Source organism: Caballeronia sp. LZ034LL, assembly GCF_031451215.1.
GTDB lineage: Bacteria > Pseudomonadota > Gammaproteobacteria > Burkholderiales > Burkholderiaceae > Caballeronia.
In genome coordinates, this window is record NZ_JARUXR010000003.1 from 27147 (window position 1) to 50077 (window position 22931).

Consider the following 22931-nt stretch of genomic DNA (forward strand, 5'->3'; position numbering starts at 1 on the left):
CTTGAATTCCTCTGAAAACTCTCGTCTGCCCATTTGACACCTCGTTGGTCGATCAAAGTCTACCTTTAAGAAGTGTCCAAGATTGTTAGACCACTACACGGTAACTTTCTTTGCGTGCTGCAAAGAAAGTCACCAAAGAAAGCAGCTCTCCTACCGCCCAGCGTCACCCCCACGGGCGCAGCACAGAACCACGTTTCTGGCCCGGCAATAGCGAGTGCCCTCACAATCCCCACCCGGCTTGGATCGCGGACCCACTGAGACAAGCCGCCGTTCAGCAAACTGGTGCAGCCATTGAAAGCGCCGGCTCAGCGCTACGCGCCGCCGCAGGGTATGCAAGGGAAACCGTCGAAGGGTCTATGCGATGCTTGATGTGGGATGCGGCGGTGACGCCCGGGCTCTTGGGCCCGGGCACCATCAAGCTTTTTTCTTTTCTCTTTTTCCTCAATAGGATTTAGCTGCGCCGCCGCTCGACGAACCCGAATCCATGCCGCTCTTGTTCTTCTGCATCTTGCTAGAGCCATGTTGCGAACCCATCGTGTTCGCGCCAGATGCGCCCGACGTCGTGCCCGTCACCCCCTCACTGTTCGGCGTGCTCATGCCCGTACCGCCCTGGCCAGCGCCGTTACCGCCCGCCGTGCCGCCCCCAGCGCCGCCTCCGGATCCCCCGCCCGCGCCTTGCGCGAATGCCGCGCCCGACAGGCTCAGAAACATGACGGATACCAGCAAGCCCTTCTTCGCGTTCTTCATGATGTGTCCTCCCGTTTATGGATGATCTCGCATAAGCCATCAGGCTCAACGCCCCAGCTATGCGCCTTACATCGCGCAAGGCTCGTGCCTCACAAACGGGAAAGTCAACGCGTCAGGCCAGCGCCTCGTCACACCATTCAATCGCCCACGCTCGAGCGCAGTGCAGCGCATCCGATTCGTTCGCGAAAGTGTCCAGATCGCCGGAATCGAAAATTTCCAGTTGCGCAGCCGGTTCGCCATCTGCACGCGTGATCCGGGCGTGGGCGTAGAAGCCGCCGTCCTCGTCGTGACGGGCCGTGCAGTCAATGTGGAATGTCTTGTAGTCGAAGCGCATCAATGTCTCCAGTTTCTGTTTCAGCAAGGCGAGGTTCCAATCACCTTGCAGGCGTCGCAAGAGTCAAACCCATGCCAATGCACGTTGCATCTGGGCGTTTTCGAAAGCGGGCGCGAAGGCTTCCAGATCAGCGGCGCGCATGCCGATGTCAGCCGACTGCGCCACGCGCCGCCAATTGGCAAGCGCGCTCGTGACTTGTCGGAGGATCCGCTTTGCGCTGCTGTCGGACAGTCTGAAATGAGAGGCCTCATGCATGATCGCGTCGATGGAATCCACCGGGCCGTCCGTTTCATTGATCCACAGCTTCAGTTCAGGATCCTTGTCCGGAAAAGGATTCAGGTCGAAAGCCGGCGCGAGCTGCCATTGCCCGTGCTCGACGTGCAGGAAGCCGTGGTTCTGAAGGTGATCGTCGACGTTGGTGATGAGCAGATTGAAGACGAGCCGCCGCCACAGTTCTTCCAAGTCGCGCTTCGGCTCGACGCACCGTGCGACGATCACGTCCGCAATCTCGGTGTAAGCGTGATCGGCGGTGCGCGACGCCTGGAGCATCGAAGCCGCCGACAAATAAGGAATGCGTCCGCCCGACGGCGCACGGTCGAAGCGCCGCACGAGCGCCACCGGGACATCATCCGACATGACAATGCGCGCGTGGGCCGCCGTCATGCCCGCGTCAACAGCCAGTCTCAGCGCGAGCACTTCGCCCCGCGTGACACAGCGCTCGTCCTGAACGCTCGGAAACTTGCCGATGGCGAGATGACCGTCCTGGTCGAGCAGCGTGCACTTGGGACGCATGCCGCCCAGTGACGTGCCCCGGCCCCGAAGGTATTGCAAGTCGGCCTCGGTCTCCTGATTCAGCTCGACCGCACGTGAGGCGCCAATCAATTGCGCCAGCTCGATCAAGGGCGGCGTGCTCCGGCCTCGCGGCGCTTGAGGCCGCAAGAAACGGCCGTTCGCGTCCGTCAGCCTGAGCGCCCCTACGCGGCTCAGGTCGTCGACGCCAAGCAAGTAATCCATCTCCGTCAGTGCCGCGCTCGGCGGCGCCTCCCCATTCAACCGCGCGGCGCGCCGCTGCTTCGCATGATCGCGTGCAATGACCCGGCACCCCCAGCCATCCGGCTCCGTATCGGCGAACGCGAAATGGAAGATCGAATCTTCACGGCTCGGCGCCCTGCGGAACTGATGGCCTTCCACCAGCGGCAGATCCGGCGAGATCTCGAAACGGTTGTCAGCCGAGAGCCAGTCGTGGTCGTAGGCGAAGGCCGTGCTCTGCCGGGCGCCATCCTTGTTCAAGGTCAGCGTACCCACCGGAATGGCACTGTCTCCCAATACCACGCGCACCGTCTGGCGCACGGCCGCGCCCTTCATAGCGCCCCCGATTCAGGCGTGATGCGCTTCTTTCGAACGCGCTGCGGTAGCTCCTGGTTCATCAGCGTCAAACCTATTTCGTCGGAGGCCGTGTCCAGCAGGCCGTCTATCTTGTCCAGTTCGCCCAGAACCATGAATGCTCGCGCGATCAGCCCGATAGGAATGCGCGCGTCACCATGCTCCAGGCGTCGCAAAGTGGCTACCGATGTCTGTATGCGTTCGGCCATCGATGCTTGCGTAAGACGCCGCCGCCGGCGCGCCAGCGCGAGATCGGCACCCAGTTTTTTCAAGGCGCGGGCAACGGGCGGAGGAGGCGCTGCATCTTGAGCTTTACCGCTCAGATGTGAGCGATTAAGGGCCTTAGGCATACATGCGTGAGCGGTTAAATCAAGGCGGAAGAGGTTTGGGCATTATTGACAGGGCATCTTCAGGAAGTCAAGAAATCAGAGATAAGCGCTTACAAACGAGCGATTGAGAACTTTAAAGGATCACATACGAGCGGTTAAGTTGGGGCGATTGAATTTCGGAGCATCAGGTCCGCAACCTGCGCCAGCATCGTTGCAAGCGATTGAGCAATCCTCCTTCTCAACCCACACCCAACATGAGATACTGTATATAAACACAGTATTGCCCTCAAGATGGAACTCTCCGAAAAGCTCGAAATACTCGCCGACGCCGCAAAGTACGACGCGTCGTGTGCGAGCGGCGGGGCGCCCAAACGCGAATCGCGCGGCATCGACGGCCTCGGCGCCAGCACCGGCTCCGGCATCTGCCACAGCTTCACACCGGACGGCCGCTGTGTCTCGCTGCTCAAGATTTTGCTGACCAACTTCTGTCTGTACGACTGCCAGTACTGCGTCAACCGCCGCTCCAGCAACGTCCCGCGTGCGCGCTTCACGCCCGACGAAGTCGTGAACCTCACGCTGGACTTCTATCGCCGCAATTACATCGATGGGCTGTTTCTCAGTTCCGGCGTGATCCGCTCGTCGAACTACACGATGGACCAGCTCGTGCAGGTCGCGAAATCGCTGCGCGAGAAACATCACTTCCGCGGCTATATCCATCTGAAAACCATCCCCGACGCCGATCCCGAACTCATCGCAATGGCCGGCCGCTATGCAGATCGTCTGAGCGTGAACATCGAATTGCCGACGGAAATCAGCCTCGAACGCCTCGCGCCCGAAAAAAGCGGCCGCACGATCAAGCTCGCCATGGGCAACATTCGCGTCGCTCGCGAGGAGTCGGAGGCGGAGCCGCGAGCGCCGCGTTTCGCGCCGGCGGGACAAAGCACGCAAATGATCGTCGGCGCCGACGAAACCGATGACCGCACCATCCTCGGCACCGCCGAAACGCTCTACGGTTCCTATCAGCTGAAACGCGTGTACTACTCGGCGTTCAGCCCGATTCCGGACAGTCCGTCGGGCGTGCCGTCGAAGGCGCCGCCGCTGCTGCGCGAACATCGCCTGTATCAGGCCGACTTCCTGATGCGCGGCTACGGCTTCAACGCGGCCGAACTGCTCGGCGATGCCGGCAACCTGCCGCTCGATGTCGATCCGAAGCTCGCGTGGGCGCTCGCTCATCGCGAACGCTTTCCGGTCGATCTGAACGCCGCGCCGGCGCGGATGATCGCGCGTGTGCCGGGCATCGGCATGCGCAATGCAAAGCGCATCGTCGAATTGCGGCGTGCGCGGCGAGTGCGCTACGACGATCTCGTCCGGCTGCGCTGCGCGATGGACAAGGTGAAACCGTTCGTCGTGACGGCGGACTACAAGCCGCCGCTGGCGGATACGCCGTCGGAAAACTTGCGGCGGGCGCTCGCGACCGGACCGGTGCAGCTGTCGCTGATCTGATGCTGAACTGATGCGCATCATCTCCATCGACGACGATTTCGATGCCTGGCGCACCGCCGCGCTCGATGCCCTCGCGCAAGGCCTCGCGCCCGAGTCGATCGACTGGCGCACGGCGCAGGCCGAACCGGCGCTGTTCAACGAAACCGCTCCTCAACAGGAGGCACCGGATGCGCCACGGATCCGCGTGTCGCGGGAGCTGTCGGCGCTGCTGAAGGACGCCGCGCATTTCCGCGACGAGCGTCGCTGGAGCTTCCTTTACCGCGTGCTATGGCGCTGGGCGCAGGGCGACCGCTCCGCGGCCTCCGCCGCCGATGAAGACGGCGCGCGTCTCTACAAGATGGCCAAGGCCGTGCGGCGCGCCCAGCACGACATGATCGCGTACGTACGGTTCCGCCAGCGCGATGCAGCGCTCGGCGCGCCGGAATACGTCGCGTGGTACGAGCCGGATCACGATGTCCTCGCCTGGGGCGCCGAGCATTTCGCGGCGCGCATGGGCCGCTCGACCTGGCTGATCGCGACGCCGGACGGCGCCGCCATGTTCGACGGCGCGCGCCTGCAACTCGAACGCCGCCGCGCGCTGGCGTCGGAACATGCGGTCGACACGCCCGACGCCGCCGAAGGCCTCTGGATGACCTATTACCGCAGCATCTTCAACCCCGCGCGGCTGAACGAGTCGGCGCTCGAACAGCACATGCCGGTGCGCTTCTGGAAAGGACTGCCAGAGGGCGCGCTGATCCCGCAGATGGTCAGCGCGGCGCGCGGCGGTGCGCGCCGCGTTGCGCAGGCGTCGAGTGTCGGCGCGCTCGGCGGCAAGGCCGTGCAGGTCGATGCCCACGAAGCCCAGCCCGAACGCGACGCGCCCACGTCGCTGGATACCTGCCGCCGCTGCGATCTCTGGCGGCACGCGACGCAGGCGGTGCCGGGCGCGGGACCGTCGGGCGCGCGCATCATGCTGCTCGGCGAACAGCCCGGCGATCAGGAGGATTTGAAGGGCGAGCCGTTCGTCGGCCCGGCCGGACAGTTGCTTGACGAAACCATGCGGCGCGCCGGTGTGCCGCGCGAGCAGGTGTACCTGACCAACGCGGTGAAGCACTTCAAGTGGGAGCCGCGCGGCAAGCGGCGTCTGCACAAGACGCCCGCGCAACAGGAAGTCGACGCGTGCTCGTACTGGCTCGAACAGGAACTGCACGACGTGGGCGCGCCGGTCATCGTCACGCTCGGTGCGACGGCGCTGGCAGCGCTGTTCGGCCGCCGCGCGACGCTCTCGGCGCATATCGGCCGCGTGGTGACGTACAAGGACCGACAGGTCGTCGCGACCTATCACCCGTCCTACGCGCTGCGCCAGAACGACGAGGCCGCGCGCGAGCGCACCGTCGCGGCCATCGTCGAAGCACTCGAAGAGGCGCGCCGCCTCAGTGGCGGCTAGCCGTCAGAACGCCGCGCGGATCACGCCGCCATCGGCGCGCAAGGCCGCGCCATTGGTCGCCGCCGAAAGCTCCGAACACACATAGGCCACCATATTGGCAATTTCCTCGGGTGTGATGAACCGCTTGAGGATCGACGTCGGCCGGGCTTCCTCGAAGAACTGCGTTTCGAATTCGTGGAAGCTCTTACCGCCCGACAGCTTCTCGACGAACTCCGTCACGCCTTCCGAACTCGTCGGACCCGGCAGCACCGAGTTGACCGTGACGCCGGTGCCCGCGCAGGTTTCCGCCAGCCCGCGCGCCAGCGCGATCTGCGCCGTCTTGGTCACGCCGTAATGAATCATCTCGACGGGAATCTGCACGCCGCTCTCGCTGCTGATGAACACCACGCGGCCCCAGTTCTTCTGCTTCATCTTCGGCAGATAGGCGCGTGACAGACGCACGCCGGACATCACGTTGGCATTGAGAAAGCGCAACCATTCGTCGTCGCTGATCTCCTCGAAGGGCTTCGGATCGAAGATGCCCATGTTGTTCACGAGGATGTCGACCTGCGGAAAGCGCGCAACCAGCGTATCGACCTGGGCGGCATCGGAGACATCGCCGGCGAAGCCTTCGGCCTGCGCACCCGGAACCTGCTCGCGCAGCTTGGCGAGCGCGGCATCGACGGAAGCTTGCGAGCGGCCGTTCACGATCACGCGGGCGCCTTCGCGCGCGAGCGCCACCGCGATGGCGTGCCCGATGCCTTTCGTCGATCCGGACACGAGCGCGAGCTTGTTGGCGATCTTGAGATCCATCTTTCTCTCCTTGAACAGGTATGACGGAATGCATCGCGCGGCGCGCAATGCGATGACGTGTCCGGCAGTTAACCAGAAGCCCGCCGAATCTGCATGAGCCCTGTCCCGCGCTGCATCTTTTGACTGGCCTGAAAACCTTGCCCAGCGGGCCTTTGCGCCCGATGAAACCGCACGACATAAATGCTCGATGGCGGCATGAAAAGGCATCGTCCATAGTTGCGCCAGCGTGATCGGGACAACCCGCGGGACAACCCACCAGACACAAAGCAGCAGCGGAACCGAACACCGTATTCCTCGTCGCGCGATACGAACCGTCAACGAATCCACACTTCCGGAGTCACATCATGTTCAACCCGATCAACGCCTTCTTCAGCAAAACCCTCGCCGCACTGGTCGTCGGCACGGCGCTGCTGGCGGGCTGTGCCGACAACCCCGCGCATGCCGCGGACGCGTCCGGCGCATACGCTCAGACAACGAGCGCGTCCGTGCAGACGCTGCGTCCCGATACCATCTACGTCTACCCGTTCGCCAGCGATGCCGGCGACGTCAAGCTCGACAACCACGGCATGATCGCGAAACTCGGCGCGGCGATGTCCGGCGATTCCCAGGCCGACAAGCAAGCGCAGGACGCCGTCGCCGCCCGCGAGGACGTGGCGAACGAGATCGTCGCGAAGCTCCAGTCGATGGGCCTGCGCGCCATTCGCGCCGACGTCCCGCCGCCCGACGGCCAGAACGTGCTGATGATCGAAGGCAGTTTCAATACGATCGATGCGGGCAATCGCCGCCGTCGCATGGTGATCGGTCTGGGGGCGGGCGAGAGCCGCGTCGGCGCGACGGTGCAACTGGTGCTCAAACCGGCCTACGGCGTGCCGCAAGTGCTGGAACAGTTCGACGCCAAGGCCGACAGCGGCCACGCGCCGGGCATGGCGGAAATGGCGGGCGTCGGCGCGGTGGCCGGTCATGCGGTCAGTTCGCTGGCCGTGTCGGGCGGCTTGCACGCGGTGTCGGAGAAGAAGCATGCGGACGTCTCGTCGGACGAAAAGCGTCTCGCGGACACCATCGCCAAGCAGATCCAGAAGCTTGGGCAGACGCAAGGCTGGATGCCCGCGAAGAGCTGAGCAGGTAAAAAGACCCGCACGCGGCCCGAAAACTGCTTCCATGGACATTCCGGACGCATGTTCGTTTCGCGAGGCCCGCGTATGGCGACGCTTGCCCTGATTGTCCTGACCGTCGTGGTGACGCTGATCGTCGTGCTCGTCATCGCCAATCTTTCGAGCGGCGAGAAGAAGATCGAACACAAGATAGAACGCGAGTACGCCAGCGACGACCCGCAGTTCCTCCGCTCGATGGGCCTGCTGCTCGGGCCGCCCGTCATCGGCGGGAACCGCTTCGAAGTGCTGCTGAACGGCGACCAGATCTTCCCGAAGATGCTGGACGCCATCCGCGCCGCCCGCGACACGATTACCTTCGAAACCTTCATTTACTGGTCAGGCGGAATCGGCGAGGAGTTTGCCCAGACGCTCTCGGAGAAGGCGCGATCGGGCGTGTCGGTGCATGTGCTGCTCGACTGGGTGGGTTCGTCGAAGATGGACAAGCGCTATCTGCACATGCTGCGCGACGCCGGCGCCGAGGTCATCCAGTATCACAAGCCGCACTGGACCGGTCTCGGCCGCATGAACGATCGTACGCATCGCAAGCTGCTGGTAATCGACGGGCGCATCGGTTTCACCGGCGGCGTGGGCATCGCCGACGAGTGGACCGGGCACGCGCAGGACGAAAAGCACTGGCGCGACACGCATTTCTGGGTCGAGGGTCCGGCGGTCGGCCAGATGCAGGCCGTCTTCATGGACAACTGGATCAAGGCGACCGGCAATGTCCTGCACGGTCCGCGCTATTTTCCGGAGATCGACGCGGCAGGCGACGGCCTCGCGCACATGTTCAGCAGTTCGCCCTCGGGCGGCAGCGACGACATGCAGCTCATGTATCTGATGGCGATCACCGCCGCGACGCATTCCATCCATCTGTCCAGCGCGTATTTCGTGCCGGACAAGCTGACGATCAACGCCATCGTCGAGGCGGCGAAGCGCGGCGTGCGGGTGCGCATCATCACGCCGGGCAAGCGCATCGACACGCATACGGTGCGGGAAGCGTCGCGCGCCTGCTGGGGCGACCTGCTGGCGGCGGGCGTGGAGATGTTCGAATACCAGCCGACAATGTTCCATTGCAAGCTGATCGTCGTCGACGAATATCTGGTGTCGGTCGGCTCGACCAACTTCGACAGCCGTTCCTTCAAGCTCAACGACGAAGCCAACCTCAACGTCTACGACCGCGATTTCGCGCGCCGCCAGACCGCAATTTTCGACGACGACGTGACGCGCGCGAAACGCATCACGCTCGACGACTGGCGCCGCCGCCCGCTGACCGAAAAGCTGCTCGAACGCGTCGTCTCGATGCTCGATCCGCAGCTCTGACGTTTGCGTGAAGTGCCTTGCGAAAAATTCCGTTGGCGACCCTAAAGGTCGGATTCCGGAAGCCGATAAGACGCTCACTCAAACGAGTCTTCGGTCCATTGGCGAACATGCACGGCACCTACAATCTCTGGCTGGTCGCGGCATCGCTGGTGGTCGCGACGCTCGCTTCATTCACTGCGCTCGATATTTCGGCACGCATCGCCAACCTCGCGCAGTCGCGCGGCCGGCAGATCTGGCTGGCCGGCGGCGCCGCTTCCATGGGCATCGGCATCTGGTCGATGCATTTCATCGGCGTGCTGGCCTTCCAGCTGCCGATTCCGCTCGGCTATGACCTGAAGATCACCGCCGGATCGCTCGGCATCGCGGTGCTGGTGTCGTTCTTCGCGCTGCATGTGATCACCAGCAAGCGCCTCACGGCCCGACGGCTCGTCGCGAGCAGCCTGCTGATGGGCGCCGGCATCGCCGCCATGCACTACACCGGCGACGCCGCCATGCGCATGCAGCCCGCCATCACCTACGATCCGGTGCTGTACGCGGCGTCGATCGTCATCGCCGTGGTGGCGTCGGGCGCGGCGCTGTGGATCGCGCACACGCTCTCGGCTGCGAACCTGCGCAACGTGATGGCCAAGCGCGTCGTGTCGGCGGTCGTGATGGGCATCGCCATCTGCGGCATGCACTACACCGGCAACGCGGCGGCGGAATTCGTGCCGGGCTCCATCTGCGGCGCGGCCAACGACGTCGATGCGCACTGGCTCGCCACCACCGTCGCGCTGTTCACGTTTGCGATCCTCATCATCACGCTGGTGCTGTCGCGCTTCGACGCGCGCACCGCCTTGCTGGCCGGCTCGGTGTCGCGGCTGAACGGCCAGATCGTCCGCATGGCCACCTTCGACACGCTCACGGACCTGCCCAACCGCCGCACGATGAACGAGCGCATCGAACGGGCGATCCGCCACGCGACGCAGCAGCGCAGCCGCTTCGCGATCCTCTTCATGGACCTCGACGGCTTCAAGACCATCAGCGATTCGCTCGGCCATACGATCGGCGACGAAGTGCTGAAGGCGTTTGCCCGCCGGTTACAGGAATGCGTGCGCGGCGGCGATACGGTCGCGCGGCTGGGCGGCGACGAGTTCGTGGTGATGCTGGAAAACCTGAACGCGCCCACCGACGCCGAAAAAATGTCCGAGCGCATCCTGGACACGATGAAACAGGGGCTGATGGTGTCGAGCCATCCGTTGCAGGTGATGCCGAGCATCGGCATCGCGCTGTATCCGCAGGACGGCGACAGCGTGGAGGCGCTGCTCAAGCACGCCGACATCGCGATGTACGAGGCGAAGCGCGGCGGACGCAGCACCTATCGCTTCTTCGAGGCGAGCATGAACGAGGCGGCCGTGCGCACGCTGCAGATCCAGCAGGCGCTGCACGAGGCGCTGAGCGGCGGGCATTTCTACCTGCTGTTCCAGCCGAAATTCCATGGCAAGAGCGGCGACCTGGCGGGCGCGGAAGCGTTGATCCGCCTCGATCATCCGCAGATCGGCACGCTGACGCCGCTCGAATTCATCCCGATCGCCGAGCGCTCGGGGCAGATCGTGCAAATTGGTTACTGGGTGGTGCGCGAGACCTGCCGGCACTTGTCGCGCTGGCGCGCCGAGGGCCGTCCGCCGGTGAAGGTGGCGATCAACCTGTCGCCGCGTCAGATGCACGAGGCGGATCTGGTCGCCAACGTCATGCGGATCGTGCGCGAGGAAGGCGTGCCGAGCGAGCAGATCATGTTCGAGATCACCGAAACAGTGGCGATGCAGGACGCGCCGCGCACCATCGAGATGATCCGCGCGTTCCAGGAGAACGGCATCGAGATCGCCATCGACGATTTCGGCACCGGTTATTCGAGCCTCGCCTATCTGCAACGCTTCCGCGCGAAGCAGTTGAAGATCGACCGCTTCTTCACCAATGGGCTCGACGAGAACGGCCAGGAAGGCCGCGCGATCGTCTCGGCGATCATCGCGCTCGCGCACTCGCTGGACATGGATGTGGTGGCGGAGGGCGTCGAGACCGGTTCGCAGCTGAACCGGCTGCAGGACATGGCGTGCGACGAAATGCAGGGCTTCCTGCTCGCCGTGCCCCTGTCCGCCGAGGCCTTCGGCGGGATGCTCGAAAAACGCACGGTCAGCGTCTGAAGCGCGGCTGACGGTGGTGGCGCTCAGTCCATCGCCGCGTGCGCGATGTTGTCGTCCGCCGCGCGCTTCTTCGCGGGCCGGATCAGCAACAGGAGCGGCACGACCAGCAGCGTCGCGACGAACATCAGCTTGAAGTCGTTGATATAGGCGATCATCGACGCCTGCTGGGTGATGGTCTGGTTGAGCATCGCCATGTCCTGCATCGAGCCGTTCAGGACGGACTGCATCGCCGGATTGAATGGCGTGACGTGCGCGGCCAGGTCCGCGTGCGCGATCTGCGTGTTGCGCGTCATCAGCGTCTGCACGATCGAAATGCCGATACTGCTGCCGATATTGCGCGCCAGACTATACGTGGCGGTGCCGTCGGCGCGCAGGTCCGGCGCCAGTGTCGAGAAGGTCAGCGCCGACAGCGGCACGAACACCAGCCCCAGCCCGAAGCCCTGGATCACGCCGGGCCACACGATATCCGACGCCGACAGCACGATCGTGTAGTGCATCATCTGCCACAGCGCGTACGCCGACACCAGGAAGCCCGAGAGCAGCAGCACGCGCGCATCGACATGTTTCAGCAGCCGGCCCGCCATCAGCATCGCCAGCATGGTGCCCGCGCCGCTCGGCGCCGTGACGAGGCCCGTGGTCGCGACCGGATAGTTCATCAGGTTTTGCAGCATCGGCGGCAGCAGCGCGCGGGTCGCGTACATCACCGCGCCGATCACGAAAATGAACAGCGTGCCGGTCGCGAAATTGCCGTCCTTCAGCAGCTTGTACTTGAAGAACGAGCGCGGACCGGCCGTCGCCGTGTGCGCAATGAAGAACACGAAACTCAGCGCGGCAAGAATGGCCTCGACGCGGATTTCCATCGAGCCGAACCAGTCGAGCTGCTCGCCGCGGTCCAGCATCGCCTGGAAAGCGCCGATCGCCAGGCCCAGGGTCGCGAAGCCGAAGGCGTCGAACTTCACCGCGCGGCGCGCCGCCTGCCCCGGCAGGAAGGTCGTCACGCCGAACAGCGCGAACGCGCCGATCGGCACGTTGATGAAGAACACCCAGCGCCAGTTGTAGCTGTCGGTGAGCCAGCCGCCGAGCGTCGGGCCGAGAATCGGGCCGACCATCACGCCCATGCCCCACACGGCCATGGCCTGGCCTTGTTTTTCGCGCGGATTGATGTCGAGCAGGATGGATTGCGACAGCGGCACCAGCGACGCCCCGAACACGCCCTGCAACAGCCGCGACGCGACGATTTGCGCCAGCGTTTCCGACAGCCCGCACAAGGCCGACGCCACCGTGAAGCCCGCAATGGAGATGCACAGCAGCTTCTTCACGCTGAGCTGGTCGGAGAGCCAGCCCGTCAGCGGCGTGGCGATGGCCGCCGCGACGATGTACGAGGTCAGCACCCACGTGATTTCATCCTGCGACGCCGAAAGCGCGCCCTGCATGTGCGGCAGCGCCACGTTGGCGATGGTGCTGTCGAGCGTCTGGATCAGCGTGGCGAGCATGATCGAGACGGTCAGCATGCCGCGGTTGAGAGGCGCCGCGGCGCTTGCTGTTGAAGCTTCGGAGGACATGGAGGCGGCCGCGCGTGACGGCAGATTGTAATCAGGGTGATGATAAGCACGCTTATTATAAGACGCTGACAACGGCGCGCCAATGCCGACATGCACCGGCGCATGCACGCGTGGCCGTCTGTTCCCTATAATCGCGCGATGGAAACCCAACTCGACAAACGCTTCGGCTTCCTGGTCGCGGACGTGGACCGCCTGTGCGGCAACCGTTTCGACGAACTCGCGAAGTCGTCGCTCAATCTCACGCGCGCGCAATGCCGCGTGCTCGCCTATCTATCGCATTACGGCGAGGTCAATCAGGCGCGTCTGGCCAGCCTGCTCGAAGTCGCGCCAATCTCCGCCGGACGGCTGCTCGATCGCATGGAAGAGGGCGGCTGGATCGAGCGGCTGCTCAATCCCGACGATCGCCGCGAACGTCAGGTGCGCATGACCGCGAAGGCGGAAAAGGCGCTCGACAGCGCGCGGCGCGTCGGCGACGAAATCACCGCCGAGGCGCTCGCGGGATTCACCCGCAAGGAAAGCGAGCAGCTGGTCATGCTGCTGCAGCGCGTGCGCGGCAATCTGAGCCGGATCGTGGATCGCTGAAACGCTGCGAAGGATGGTGCGAAGGCTGGCGGGGATGTGGCCCGCTTATTGCTGTCGCGATGCCTGCAAGTCCAACCGTCGCCATCCCTTCCGGAGAAGACCGATCATGAACAAACGCACCGCACCGTTGGCTGTCATCGCTTTGTCCGTCGCCGCGCTCGTGACCTTGCCCGTCGCGCCCGCGCTGGCGCAAGATTCCGCGGCTTCCACGCCGAAGCAGGTCAGGAAGGCCGAGCGCAAGCAGGCGCGCGCGAAGAAGAACGCCGAACTGAAGCAGCTGGAGCAGAACGGCTACAACCCGTCCGGCGAACAGACGAACTATCCGCAGAACCTGCAGAACGCGCAGGCGAAGATCAACGCGAAGAAGGCTGGCCAGCCCGCACCGGCTTCGGCGCCGTAATTCGAGTGCTGCACGCGCGGGCTCGCCCCGCGCGTCAATCCAGTTGATACGACAAGGTCGCGTTGACGCGCGGACTGCGTGACGTGTTCTCTATAGGCGCATCGCCGACCGCCTTCGCCACCGACAAATCGATGCTGTAGTGCTTCGCATCGGACACGCGAAAGCCGATTCCCACCGAAGACAACCTGCGCGGGTTCGCCGTGCCGCCGTGCAGGTAGACGCGCGCGGCATCGAACGCCACGTACGGCGTAAAGCTCTTCAAATAGGTCATGCCGACGTCGAGCGGCCGGTTCACTTCGAACGACGCTCCCCAGCCCGAATCTCCCGACACCTCTCCCGGCTGATAGCCCAGCGCGAAACGCTGCGCGCCGAACGACACCTGTTCCGAAGTCGGCAGGGAGTCGGGCGAGTATTGTCCGGTCGCGGACAGCACCGTGCCGATCTTCCACGGCCATTCGTTGCTCTGCGAGACGGTGGCGCCGGTACGCACGAAGGTCAGCGAGACCGGATTGACGGGCGCATAGCCGGCGATGTTCGTGTCCGCGCTCTTCGACGCCCCGAGCACGTCGAAGGCCTTCGCGACATTGAAGCTCGCGCGCCGCACGACGCCTTCGCTGATGCCGGTGTAATCGATCTGCAACTGCGCGACGCGGACCTGCGAGCGGTTGGCCAGAAACGGATTGCCGGGCGAGATCGTGTTCTTTAGGCGGTCCTCGTCGTGCGAGGCGTACACGGTCGCCGTGCCGATCAGACTGCGCGCGTTGCTTAGCATGAACGGATAGACGCCGGAGAACGCGAGCTTGTCGTTGACCACCGTGCGTTCGATATAGGACGGCAGGCCAGGGTTGTCGACCGGATGGCCGTGATAGTGCGAGGCATCGACCTTGGCGGTGAAGCCGTCGGTGCCCACCGGCAGCGTGCCGTTCAGCGCGTAGTAGGTCTGGTCGTCGCGGCCTTTCGGCAGCAGCGCCGACGCCGTCAGCGATTCGCCGAGCCCGAGCATGCCGTTCTCGGTCGCGCTCAGGATGCCCTGCACGCCCGGATGATTGAAGTCGATGCCCGTGCTGACGTTGAACGGCTTGCGTTCGACGTCGAGTTCGAGCGCCGTCGCGCCGTCGGTGGTCTGCGGCGGCGCGACGTTCACCTTCGCCTTCACGCCCGGAATCATCCCGAGCACGTTGACGTAACGTTCGAACTTCGCCTGCGTGAGCGGCCGGTCCGCCTCCAGGCGTTCGGCCACGGCGCGGATGCGCTTCTCGGCGGCGCCCGGATTGCCCTTCACGATGACCTTGGCGATATAGCCCTCGACGACCGTCACGCGCACGACGCCATCCTGGAACGTCTGCGCCGGGATGAACGCGAAGGAGAGCGCGTAGCCGTGTTCCTTGTACATCGCGGTGATGCCGTTGGCGGCCTCGATCAGCTGGCCGACTGTCACATCCTTGCCGACGAACGGCGTGAAGCGCGCCGCGATCGGTTCGAAGGGCAGCGACTTGACGCCTTCGATCTCGACCTTGGACGGCGTCAGATGATGGGCGAGGAGCGCTTCGAGCGCGGGCGCGGGCGGCGCGACATTCACCGCGACGGGCGCCTTGGGCGGCGTGTTGACTTGCGGCAGGGCATCGAGCGGATTGCCGCCGACGCTGGCGCGGGGTGCGGGCGCGGTCTGCGCCTGAGCGGGGTGTGCCATGGGCGCCGTCAGCGCGGCGAGCATGAGCGCCCGTGTCCAGTCACGGATCTTCATTGTGTTGCCCTCGGTTGGTTGCGAGAACGTCGTGCGTTCGGATGACGCCGCGTTCTTCGTCGTGTGTCGTTATGGGTGCTGCGTGTCTTGCGTGTCTTGCCTTGCGATTTCAGGCAGAGAGCAGGGAAGCGCAGGTTTCGTGGACCGCGCTCCCCTGCCGCGCGCCGGGTTAGCGCCGCGTGCCTCCCAACACGCCGCCTACCACGGCGCCCACCGTGCCCAGCAGGCCGCCGTTGTTGGCGGTGCCGGTCGTGGTGCCGCCGCCGGTGCTGGCGGTGGTCGTCGAGATGCCGGCGCCCGCGCCTGCGCCCGCCGCAGCGGAGTTCGGCGTGCTCGCAACCGTCACCCCGACTGCACCGGTGATCGTCGTCACCGAGCCGAGCAGCCCTGCGTTGCCGGGCGATCCGGCGGTGCTCGTCGGTGCGCCGGTCAATGCGCCGACCAGTCCGGTGACGGGTGCGAGCAGACCTGCGCTGCCTGTGCCGCCCGCGCCGCCGGTCGATCCTGCGCCGGTTCCCGTGGCGCCCGCCAGCGCGCCGGTGACGCCACCGACCAGACCCGTGACCGGTGCAAGCACACCGCCGACGCCCGCGCCGCTGCCCGTGCCGCCCGCCGCGCCCGTCAGGCCGCCGACCAGACCGGTGACAGGTGCGAGCACACCGCCCGCGCCCGCGCCAGTTCCGCCCGCCGCGCCCGTCAAGCCGCCGACCAGGCCCGTGACGGGTGCAAGCACGCCGCCTGCGCCCGTACCGGTGCCGCCTGCTGCGCCCGTGAGGCCGCCGAGCAGACCGGTGACCGGCGCGAGCGGATTGGCCGTCGAGCCGCCGTTGACGAGGCCGCCCACCGACGACACCGTTTGTCCCGTCGCCGAGACCAGGTTGCCGACGCCGGCGGTGACCGGATTCGCGCCGGTGCCGGTGACGCTCTTGCCGGCGTTGTCGAGCGTGCCGCCGAGGGTCGTCAGGAGATTGTTGACGGGCGCGCCGAGGCCGGTCACCGAGCCGACCGTCTGCGTCGTCGTGCCGACGACCGAAGTGATCGGCGTGATGGCCTGGCTGACCGTCTGCGTGAGTTGCGTGACCGGCGCGCTGGTGAGCGTGGTATCGAGCACGCCGCCGGTCTGATGGACCGCGTTGCCGACGATGCCGACGATGCTGCCCACCGGCGTCGTCACCGGTGCGAGCGGGGAGAGCGCGCCGGTGCCGAGGCTCGACACCAGCGTGCCCGCGCTCGACACCGCGTCACCCGTCTTCTGGACGACGCCGCCGACGCTCGCGACGGTGGTGCCCACAGGATTGGTGCTGGTGCCGATGGTGCCGAGTCCGGCCGACACGCCGTCGCCCAGCGTGGAGACAGCGCCGCCCACGTTCGATACGACATCGCCCGCGGCTTTCGTGGTGCCCGGGTTGACGCCCGGCGCGGTCGTCGAGCCGATTGCCGTCCCGATGCCCGTGACCGTGTCGCCCGCCGCGGACACCACGTTGCCTGTTTTATCGACGACAGCCGCGACCGGCTGGACCGGCGTACTGCCCGTGCCACCGCCGGTGCCGCCACCGGTTCCACCGCCGCCCGTGCCGCCGCCGCTCCCCCCACCGCTTCCACCGCCGCCATTGCTGCCGGTGGTGGTCCCCGAACCTCCGCCCGAGCCCGTTCCGGACCCGCCGCCCGAACCGCCGCCGGTTCCGCCCGCGCCCCCGCCGGTGCCGCCGGCATCGCCCGTGGAGATGCTTCCCGCGCCGCCCGGCGCCTTGCTCACGGATCCCGATCCGCCGCAAGCCGCAAGCGACAGCACGCCCGCAACCGCTGCCGCGATGATGGTGATCCGCAGGGTTTCGCGTCCGATGTGTCTCGTATTCATGTTGGCCCTCGATATGTTTGTTTGAACGAACCGCGGGCGAATAACTGCATTAGGTGTGCCATCGCACGGACAGCGCGATACCGATTCAATGGCGGGTTCACACAGTGCCAATCGCTTCAAGCACTTGCGGAGTAGTCGAGAATGATTCTCACGCCATGACGCGATGCATCAACTGAAGTGTTTCCGGGAAACGTAACGTAACGAGAAACGGCTTGTGTAACGGAGCGGAGGGTTACACGAAACCGCTTTGTCAACCCGCACTGGAGATATATCAAGCATTCAATACATGTAGCAGGAAGTTAATACCTGATTCGGATACCGGCGGTGGTCGCACTTACTTAATAGGAGTTGGAAAAACATGCCGTTAAGCGAAAGCCAAGTCAAAAATTGAACAAAGTTGGGTCAGACGATTATTGATTTTGGGATGGCCATGCGTTATAAATCCTCTCAGCGACACGTCACACGAAATGCCCGCCGCGAGGCGCCAGACGCGTAGACGAGATCGCAATACAAAACAGAGTCGGATCGCCTTTCGGGGGCTGTCACTTACGGTGCAGCAGAACCGGATGGTAGATGCGGCCAGAGAGAAGCAAACCCATCCGAGGGCCATTAATAATGAAAGCAACCTTCCTGCAGTTCCTTCGCGACAGTCGGGGAATTACCGCCATTGAATACGGATTGATTGCCGGCGTGCTTGCGCTGGGCATCATGGCGGCGGTCGGTGATGTCGCAGACCAGTTGAAGAGTACCTTCCAGGCAATCAAGACAGAACTGTCGAAAACCGGAACCTGAGAGAAACCGGCCTTTCGCCGTTATACGGCAAGACTGCATGTGCATTTAATGTTCTTCTCGCGCTGGCTCACGCCAGCGCGAGAATGTTTATCGCCTTGCGGTTTTGGAATATAAAAACATCCGTATTAATCCGGATGACGGTATTCGTTTGCCGGCGGATTTGTTTTCGACATGTTCTCGATCGAATCAGCATTATTCACGGGGTGGGCGTGCGCCATTGCCATGTGCGACTGGCGACGCCGTTCCATCCCCAACGCGCTCGTTCTGGCGGGCGCCGCGTGCGCGCTGGCGCTCGCGGCGGCCCGCCTGTCGCCGTTCGATACACCGCCCGGCGCCGCGCTGATCGGACTCGTCGCAGGCTTCGCTGCGCTGCTGCCGTTCTGGCTGCTGGGCATGATGGGCGCCGCCGACGTCAAGACCTTCGCGGTGCTCGGCGCCTGGTGCGGGCCGCGCGCGCTGCTCGGCATCTGGGTGGCGGCCAGCCTGTGCGCCGCGTTGCATGCGCTGCTGCTGCTCGCGCGCCGCCGCACCACGATTGCGCTGGACAAGCTGGCCACCGGCATGACGCTCGCCGAACGCCGGCGCAACAGCACGCCGTACGGCGCGCTGCTCGCGGTGGCCGCGCTCTGTCATCTCGCGCTGCATGCCGCCGGAGTGCCCTCATGACGCCCGCACGCCAAACCGGCAGATCCAGCCGCCGCGCCGAACGCGGCAACATGGCGATCGAATTCGCGATCGTGTTCCCGCTGTTCTTCGTGGTGTTCTACGCGATCGTCACCTACAGCCTGATCTTCGTCGCGCAGCAGTCGCTGACGCTCGCGGCCGAGGAGGGCGCGCGCGCCGCGCTGCGTTTCCAGGACGGCGCGGCAACCGTCGACGACTCGCTCGCCCTGCGCAGCACCGCCGCCTGTACGGCCGCGAAGGGCCTGACGAACTGGCTCGCCGGACTGGCCGACTGCACCGCGACGCCGGCCCCGTGCACCTATGACGCCTCGATGCGCTGCATCCAGGTGACGCTCGACTATCAATACGCGCAGCGTCCGCTGGTGCCGACGCTGCCGCTCTTCGGCCTTGCGCTGCCCGACTCGCTCGTGGCGCGCGCGATGGTTCAACTCGATCCGGACAACGTGCTATGAGCGCGCTCCTGCCGGTCCACTCGCCCTGACACCATGGCCAATCTCACTCGCACGCTTGCCATCCTGCTGTTTTCGGTCGCGGTCATTCTCGGCATCTTCGCCGTGATGCTCGCGCGCCATCCGGCGCCTTCGCCCGAGCGCGACCGGACGCCGGCGCAGCCCGCGGCACTCGCCACGCCGCAACGGCTCGCGCCGGTCGTGATCGCCACCCGCGATCTGGCCGCGGGCAAGCCGCTCGACGCCGACGCCCTGACCATGCGCATGCAGGCCGAACCCGCGCCGGGCACCTGCGGCGATGCGTCCGCGAGCGTCGGCCGCGTGCCGCTCGTCGCCGTGCCGAAGGGCGCGCCGCTGACCGCCGAAACGCTGTCGAGCGGCCTCGCCGACGTCGTCGCGCCCGGCGAGCGCGCGGTGGCCGTGCGCATCGACGAGACCAATGCCGTGGGCAATTTCGTGCGGCCGGGCGATTACGTCGACGTCTTCTTCACGCTGAAGCGCGAAGGCGCATCGGGCGATGTGGAAATCAGCTCGACGCAGGCGCGCCTGCTCCTGTCGAAGGTACGCGTGCTGAGCATGGGCGACGCGTCGATCGGCCGCGCGGGCGGCAAGGACGCAAAGGATTCGGCGCTGCGTTCGGGCAGTCCGCGCACCGCGGTGCTCTCGGTGCGCACCGCCGATGTCGATGCGCTGACGCTCGCGGAAAACGCCGGCCGTCTGGTGCTCGCGCTGCGCAATTCCGCCGATCCCGAAGCGCCGCCGCCGCACGCGTTCGCACCGCTGTTCGCCGCCGCGAAGCCCGACGACGGCGCCGCGCGTGCCGCCGCCGGGCTCTCGCTCGGCACGCTGGCGGGCGCGCGCACGGCGAGCCGCGCGGCGGAACGGGCGCGCGTCGCACGCACGCCGCGCGCGGCCACGGGGGAAGGCATCGAAGTGATACGCGGCGGCCGGGCAGAACAGGTCGCGTACTGACAGTCAGGGCAGGAACGGAACGCGGACAGCGCGACGAATCACGATGACAAGAAAACGGCAAGACAAGGGCATGAAGAAATCGACGGGATGGAAACGGGCGGCGCTCCTCGGCTGGGTGGTCGTGGTATGCGGCGGCACCGTGCAGACGGCGGCGGGAGAAGCAGCGGCGAATGCGGCGACGACGCCCGCGCGCGGACAGGTGCTTGCGCTGTCGACGGGCGCGCAGATGTCGCTCGCGCCCGGCAAGACGGTGACGCGCGTGGCGATCGGCGATCCGGCCGTCGCTGACGTGAACGTGCTGAAGGGCGGCGGCGTGCTGCTCGTCGGCAAGGCGGCGGGTTCGACCAGCCTGATGCTGTGGCAGCGCGGCGGCGAGACGCCGCTCTCCTATACGGTCGACGTGGCCTCCGGCGCAGGCGCCGCGCTCGCCGAAAGCGACGCGCCGCAAGTCCGCGTGCTCGGCAAGACGGCGGTGCTGACCGGCAGCACGCCGGGCGTCGGCAAGCATCAGCGCGCGGTGGCGGCGGCGCGCGCGTCGGTGGGCAAGGACGGCGCGGTCGTCGATGCCTCGACCATCGCGACCCGCAGCGTCGTGCAGGTGGACGTCAAGGTGGTCGAGTTCAGCAAGTCGGTGCTCAAGGAAGCCGGCTTCAACCTGTTCTCGCAGAATCACGCGGGCTTCGCGTTCGGCACCTTCGCGCCGAGCGCGCTCAGCAGCGTGTCGGGCGGCGCGACCAGTCCGCTCGCCGTCACGGCCACCTCGCCGATCGGTTCCGCATTCAACCTGCTGCTCAATTCGACCTCGCGCGGATTGTTCGCCAACCTGAGCTTGCTGGAAGGCAACAATCTGGCGCGCGTGCTGGCGCAGCCGACGCTGGTGGCGCTCTCGGGACAGAGCGCGAGCTTCCTCGCGGGCGGTGAAATCCCGGTGCCGGTGCCGCAGTCGCTCGGCACGACGACGATCGTCTACAAGCCTTACGGCATCGGCCTTTCGCTGACGCCGACCGTACTCGGGCCGGAGCGCATCGCGCTGAAGGTGGCGCCCGAGGCGAGCCAGCTCGACTTCGCGCACGCGATCACCATCGACGGCGTCTCGGTGCCCGCGCTCACTACGCGCCGCGCCGAAACGGCGGTCGAACTCGGTGACGGCGAGAGCTTCGTGATCGGCGGACTGGTGGATCGCGAGACGGCCTCGAACGTCAACAAGGTGCCGCTGCTCGGCGACCTGCCGATCATCGGCGCGTTCTTCAAGACCTTGCAGTACTCGCAGCAGGACCGCGAGCTGGTGATCATCGTGACGCCGCATCTGGTCGCGCCGATCGCCCGCAACGCCCCGTTGCCCGCGACGCCCGGCGAGCAGTCCGAGCGGCGCGACGGTCCGGTGTGGCGCTCGTTCATCGGCGGCGCGTTGTCTGCCGAAGCCGCGCCGGGATTCTCGCGATGACGCCCGCCGAAGCATCCGCGCTACCCGCGCGCTTCCTGTGCGCGAGCCCCGACAGCGCGCGGCTCGACTGGCTGCAACGCGCGCTCGCGGGCGCGGGCCCGGTGGAAGCCGCGCCGTGGGATGTGGCCGGACTGACGGCGCGCATCGGCGAGCGGGCGCCGGGCGTCGTCTTCATCGACTTCGGCGCGAGCGGCGACGCCACCCACGCGAGCCTGCTGGCGCATGCGGCGCGCGACATGTATCCGGAGGTGCCGATCGTCGCGCTGGGCACGCTGGCGACGCCGGCTCCGGCGCTCGCGGCGCTGCGCGCGGGCGTGCGCGATTTCGCCGACGTGAGCGGCGCGCCCGCCGATGTCCTCGCCATCGCGCGGCGTCTGCTGGCCGAACGGCCGGCTCCGCGCAACGAGCCGGTGAGCCGCCAGGGCAAGCTCACGGTGCTGCTTGGCGCGCGCATCGGCGTGGGCGTGAGCACGCTCGCGGCAAACCTCGCGGTGAGCCTGCAAAAACGCGCGGCGGCGGCGCAGCGCACCACGGCGCTGCTCGACCTCGGCCTGCCCGCAGCGGACAGCGCCTTGCTGCTCGACACCCGCAGCGAACTGCATTTCGTCGATGCCGTGCGCAACCTGCGCCGTTTCGACGAAACCTTCGTAAATACCGCCTTCGCGCGCCATCCGAGCGGTCTGGCGCTGACCGCGCTGCCCGCCGACCTCGGCGAGATGCGCGCGATTTCCTTCGCCTCCGCGACCAGCACGCTGAACCGCCTGCGCGCGTATTTCGATCAGCAGATCGTCGATCTGGGCGGTTTCTCGAACTTCGAATTCGTCGCGCAGGCGGTGCGCGCCGCCGACGAAGCCTGGCTCGTGTGCGATCCGAATGTCGCCTCGGCGGTCTCGGCGGTGGCCTTGCTCGACGCCCTGCGCGCGGGCGATGAAAGCGAGCCGGACGAAGCCAGACCGCTCGGCCTCGTCGTCAACAAGTTCGACGCCGCGCTCAACTTCGGCGCCGACCAGCTGGCCGAGCGTCTGGAGCTGCCGCTCGTCGCGGTGCTGCCGGAGCGGGCGCAGGCGCTCGGACGCGCGGTGAACCAGGGCCGGCTGCTGGCCGAGTGCGCCGAACGCGACCCGTATGTCCGCGCGCTCGCGCCGCTGGTGGCGCGGCTGCACGGTGAAGCACCGGGCGAGGCGGCCGCGCGCGACGCACAGTCGGCGGGCGGCCGTGCGTCCCTCCGTTCGGCGCTGGGCGCCGGGCAATTCCTTCCCAACTTTCTCAGACGGTCATAACG

At 66.0% G+C, this 22931-nt stretch carries 21 protein-coding genes; 13 read left to right on the top strand and 8 right to left on the bottom strand.

Annotated elements, in window-relative coordinates:
* Positions 1-441: 441 nt before the first annotated feature.
* The 4 genes from QCE83_RS21245 to QCE83_RS21260 form a co-directional block, all read right to left on the bottom strand.
* Positions 442-747, bottom strand: a complete 306-nt coding sequence (locus tag QCE83_RS21245; RefSeq protein ID WP_309815654.1) for a hypothetical protein — start codon at positions 745-747, stop codon at positions 442-444.
* Positions 748-859: 112 nt separating this feature from the next.
* Entirely contained in the window at positions 860-1081 is a 222-nt protein-coding gene (locus QCE83_RS21250) for a hypothetical protein (RefSeq protein ID WP_309818677.1), read from the bottom strand.
* 63 nt (positions 1082-1144) lie between these two features.
* Positions 1145-2446: a type II toxin-antitoxin system HipA family toxin gene (locus tag QCE83_RS21255; RefSeq protein ID WP_309815659.1), complete on the bottom strand. Its 1302-nt coding sequence runs from the start codon at positions 2444-2446 to the stop codon at positions 1145-1147.
* Complete coding sequence (locus QCE83_RS21260) at positions 2443-2814, bottom strand: helix-turn-helix domain-containing protein (RefSeq protein WP_309815662.1); 372 nt, start codon at positions 2812-2814, stop codon at positions 2443-2445. Before QCE83_RS21260 ends, QCE83_RS21255 begins: the two co-directional genes overlap by 4 nt.
* Positions 2815-3084: 270 nt before the next feature.
* Between QCE83_RS21260 and QCE83_RS21265 the strand changes: the two genes are divergently transcribed.
* The gene (locus QCE83_RS21265) at positions 3085-4296 is read left to right on the top strand and encodes a putative DNA modification/repair radical SAM protein (protein ID WP_309815665.1); all 1212 of its coding nucleotides are present in this window, start codon (positions 3085-3087) and stop codon (positions 4294-4296) included.
* A 10-nt stretch (positions 4297-4306) separates the two neighbouring features.
* Positions 4307-5722, top strand: a complete 1416-nt coding sequence (locus QCE83_RS21270) for a UdgX family uracil-DNA binding protein (RefSeq protein ID WP_309815668.1) — start codon at positions 4307-4309, stop codon at positions 5720-5722.
* Positions 5723-5725: 3 nt separating this feature from the next.
* Here the strand turns inward: QCE83_RS21270 and QCE83_RS21275 are convergent, their stop codons facing one another.
* On the bottom strand, positions 5726-6514 hold the full coding sequence (locus tag QCE83_RS21275) for an SDR family oxidoreductase (RefSeq protein ID WP_309815672.1): 789 nt from the start codon (positions 6512-6514) through the stop codon (positions 5726-5728).
* Between the two features lie 344 nt (positions 6515-6858).
* Between QCE83_RS21275 and QCE83_RS21280 the strand changes: the two genes are divergently transcribed.
* The 3 genes from QCE83_RS21280 to QCE83_RS21290 all read left to right on the top strand — a co-directional run bounded on the left by QCE83_RS21280 (position 6859) and on the right by QCE83_RS21290 (position 11162).
* Positions 6859-7632 carry a DUF4410 domain-containing protein gene (locus QCE83_RS21280; RefSeq protein WP_309815674.1) on the top strand — a complete coding sequence of 258 codons (774 nt, stop codon included), beginning with the start codon at positions 6859-6861 and terminating at the stop codon, positions 7630-7632.
* An 81-nt stretch (positions 7633-7713) separates the two neighbouring features.
* A complete protein-coding gene (gene cls, locus QCE83_RS21285) occupies positions 7714-8985 on the top strand; it encodes a cardiolipin synthase (protein WP_309815677.1) in 1272 nt (423 codons plus the stop codon).
* 107 nt (positions 8986-9092) lie between these two features.
* Positions 9093-11162, top strand: coding sequence for an EAL domain-containing protein (locus tag QCE83_RS21290; RefSeq protein ID WP_309818679.1), 2070 nt, complete (start codon positions 9093-9095; stop codon positions 11160-11162).
* 23 nt (positions 11163-11185) lie between these two features.
* Here the strand turns inward: QCE83_RS21290 and QCE83_RS21295 are convergent, their stop codons facing one another.
* A complete protein-coding gene (locus tag QCE83_RS21295) occupies positions 11186-12724 on the bottom strand; it encodes a DHA2 family efflux MFS transporter permease subunit (protein ID WP_309815681.1) in 1539 nt (512 codons plus the stop codon).
* 138 nt (positions 12725-12862) lie between these two features.
* Here QCE83_RS21295 and QCE83_RS21300 point away from each other — a divergent pair, with 138 nt between their 5' ends.
* Positions 12863-13306, top strand: a complete 444-nt coding sequence (locus QCE83_RS21300; protein WP_309815685.1) for a MarR family transcriptional regulator — start codon at positions 12863-12865, stop codon at positions 13304-13306.
* Positions 13307-13412: 106 nt separating this feature from the next.
* Positions 13413-13706, top strand: coding sequence for a DUF4148 domain-containing protein (locus QCE83_RS21305; protein WP_309815688.1), 294 nt, complete (start codon positions 13413-13415; stop codon positions 13704-13706).
* 34 nt (positions 13707-13740) lie between these two features.
* Here the strand turns inward: QCE83_RS21305 and QCE83_RS21310 are convergent, their stop codons facing one another.
* Together QCE83_RS21310 and QCE83_RS21315 are read right to left on the bottom strand one after the other, a co-directional pair.
* On the bottom strand, positions 13741-15450 hold the full coding sequence (locus tag QCE83_RS21310) for a POTRA domain-containing protein (RefSeq protein ID WP_309815692.1): 1710 nt from the start codon (positions 15448-15450) through the stop codon (positions 13741-13743).
* Positions 15451-15619: 169 nt separating this feature from the next.
* Complete coding sequence (locus QCE83_RS21315; RefSeq protein ID WP_309815695.1) at positions 15620-17308, bottom strand: collagen-like triple helix repeat-containing protein; 1689 nt, start codon at positions 17306-17308, stop codon at positions 15620-15622.
* A 615-nt stretch (positions 17309-17923) separates the two neighbouring features.
* On the opposite strand from QCE83_RS21315, the gene QCE83_RS21320 reads away from it, so the two are divergent.
* The 6 genes from QCE83_RS21320 (at position 17924) to QCE83_RS21345 (ending at position 22929) form a co-directional block, all read left to right on the top strand.
* The gene (locus tag QCE83_RS21320; protein WP_309815697.1) at positions 17924-18100 is read left to right on the top strand and encodes a Flp family type IVb pilin; all 177 of its coding nucleotides are present in this window, start codon (positions 17924-17926) and stop codon (positions 18098-18100) included.
* A gap of 171 nt (positions 18101-18271) precedes the next feature.
* Positions 18272-18766: an A24 family peptidase gene (locus QCE83_RS21325; protein WP_309815700.1), complete on the top strand. Its 495-nt coding sequence runs from the start codon at positions 18272-18274 to the stop codon at positions 18764-18766.
* Entirely contained in the window at positions 18763-19236 is a 474-nt protein-coding gene (locus QCE83_RS21330; RefSeq protein WP_309815702.1) for a pilus assembly protein, read from the top strand. Before QCE83_RS21325 ends, QCE83_RS21330 begins: the two co-directional genes overlap by 4 nt.
* A gap of 33 nt (positions 19237-19269) precedes the next feature.
* Positions 19270-20205: a Flp pilus assembly protein CpaB gene (cpaB, locus tag QCE83_RS21335; protein ID WP_309815706.1), complete on the top strand. Its 936-nt coding sequence runs from the start codon at positions 19270-19272 to the stop codon at positions 20203-20205.
* Between the two features lie 70 nt (positions 20206-20275).
* On the top strand, positions 20276-21649 hold the full coding sequence (locus QCE83_RS21340) for a type II and III secretion system protein family protein (protein ID WP_309815708.1): 1374 nt from the start codon (positions 20276-20278) through the stop codon (positions 21647-21649).
* Positions 21646-22929: a fimbrial protein gene (locus QCE83_RS21345; RefSeq protein ID WP_309815710.1), complete on the top strand. Its 1284-nt coding sequence runs from the start codon at positions 21646-21648 to the stop codon at positions 22927-22929. The genes QCE83_RS21340 and QCE83_RS21345 overlap by 4 nt, the downstream gene beginning before the upstream one ends.
* Positions 22930-22931 lie beyond the last annotated feature (2 nt).

Excerpts from the sequence above, each read along its gene's own strand:
- QCE83_RS21245 (WP_309815654.1), bottom strand. The coding sequence starts at position 747 with ATGAAGAACGCGAAGAAGGGCTTGCTGGTATCCGTCATGTTTCTGAGC.
- QCE83_RS21250 (WP_309818677.1), bottom strand. The coding sequence starts at position 1,081 with ATGCGCTTCGACTACAAGACATTCCACATTGACTGCACGGCCCGTCAC.
- QCE83_RS21255 (WP_309815659.1), bottom strand. The coding sequence starts at position 2,446 with ATGAAGGGCGCGGCCGTGCGCCAGACGGTGCGCGTGGTATTGGGAGAC.
- QCE83_RS21260 (WP_309815662.1), bottom strand. The coding sequence starts at position 2,814 with ATGCCTAAGGCCCTTAATCGCTCACATCTGAGCGGTAAAGCTCAAGAT.
- QCE83_RS21265 (WP_309815665.1), top strand. The coding sequence starts at position 3,085 with ATGGAACTCTCCGAAAAGCTCGAAATACTCGCCGACGCCGCAAAGTAC.
- QCE83_RS21270 (WP_309815668.1), top strand. The coding sequence starts at position 4,307 with ATGCGCATCATCTCCATCGACGACGATTTCGATGCCTGGCGCACCGCC.
- QCE83_RS21275 (WP_309815672.1), bottom strand. The coding sequence starts at position 6,514 with ATGGATCTCAAGATCGCCAACAAGCTCGCGCTCGTGTCCGGATCGACG.
- QCE83_RS21280 (WP_309815674.1), top strand. The coding sequence starts at position 6,859 with ATGTTCAACCCGATCAACGCCTTCTTCAGCAAAACCCTCGCCGCACTG.
- cls (WP_309815677.1), top strand. The coding sequence starts at position 7,714 with ATGGCGACGCTTGCCCTGATTGTCCTGACCGTCGTGGTGACGCTGATC.
- QCE83_RS21290 (WP_309818679.1), top strand. The coding sequence starts at position 9,093 with ATGCACGGCACCTACAATCTCTGGCTGGTCGCGGCATCGCTGGTGGTC.
- QCE83_RS21295 (WP_309815681.1), bottom strand. The coding sequence starts at position 12,724 with ATGTCCTCCGAAGCTTCAACAGCAAGCGCCGCGGCGCCTCTCAACCGC.
- QCE83_RS21300 (WP_309815685.1), top strand. The coding sequence starts at position 12,863 with ATGGAAACCCAACTCGACAAACGCTTCGGCTTCCTGGTCGCGGACGTG.
- QCE83_RS21305 (WP_309815688.1), top strand. The coding sequence starts at position 13,413 with ATGAACAAACGCACCGCACCGTTGGCTGTCATCGCTTTGTCCGTCGCC.
- QCE83_RS21310 (WP_309815692.1), bottom strand. The coding sequence starts at position 15,450 with ATGAAGATCCGTGACTGGACACGGGCGCTCATGCTCGCCGCGCTGACG.
- QCE83_RS21315 (WP_309815695.1), bottom strand. The coding sequence starts at position 17,308 with ATGAATACGAGACACATCGGACGCGAAACCCTGCGGATCACCATCATC.
- QCE83_RS21320 (WP_309815697.1), top strand. The coding sequence starts at position 17,924 with ATGAAAGCAACCTTCCTGCAGTTCCTTCGCGACAGTCGGGGAATTACC.
- QCE83_RS21325 (WP_309815700.1), top strand. The coding sequence starts at position 18,272 with ATGTTCTCGATCGAATCAGCATTATTCACGGGGTGGGCGTGCGCCATT.
- QCE83_RS21330 (WP_309815702.1), top strand. The coding sequence starts at position 18,763 with ATGACGCCCGCACGCCAAACCGGCAGATCCAGCCGCCGCGCCGAACGC.
- cpaB (WP_309815706.1), top strand. The coding sequence starts at position 19,270 with ATGGCCAATCTCACTCGCACGCTTGCCATCCTGCTGTTTTCGGTCGCG.
- QCE83_RS21340 (WP_309815708.1), top strand. The coding sequence starts at position 20,276 with ATGAAGAAATCGACGGGATGGAAACGGGCGGCGCTCCTCGGCTGGGTG.
- QCE83_RS21345 (WP_309815710.1), top strand. The coding sequence starts at position 21,646 with ATGACGCCCGCCGAAGCATCCGCGCTACCCGCGCGCTTCCTGTGCGCG.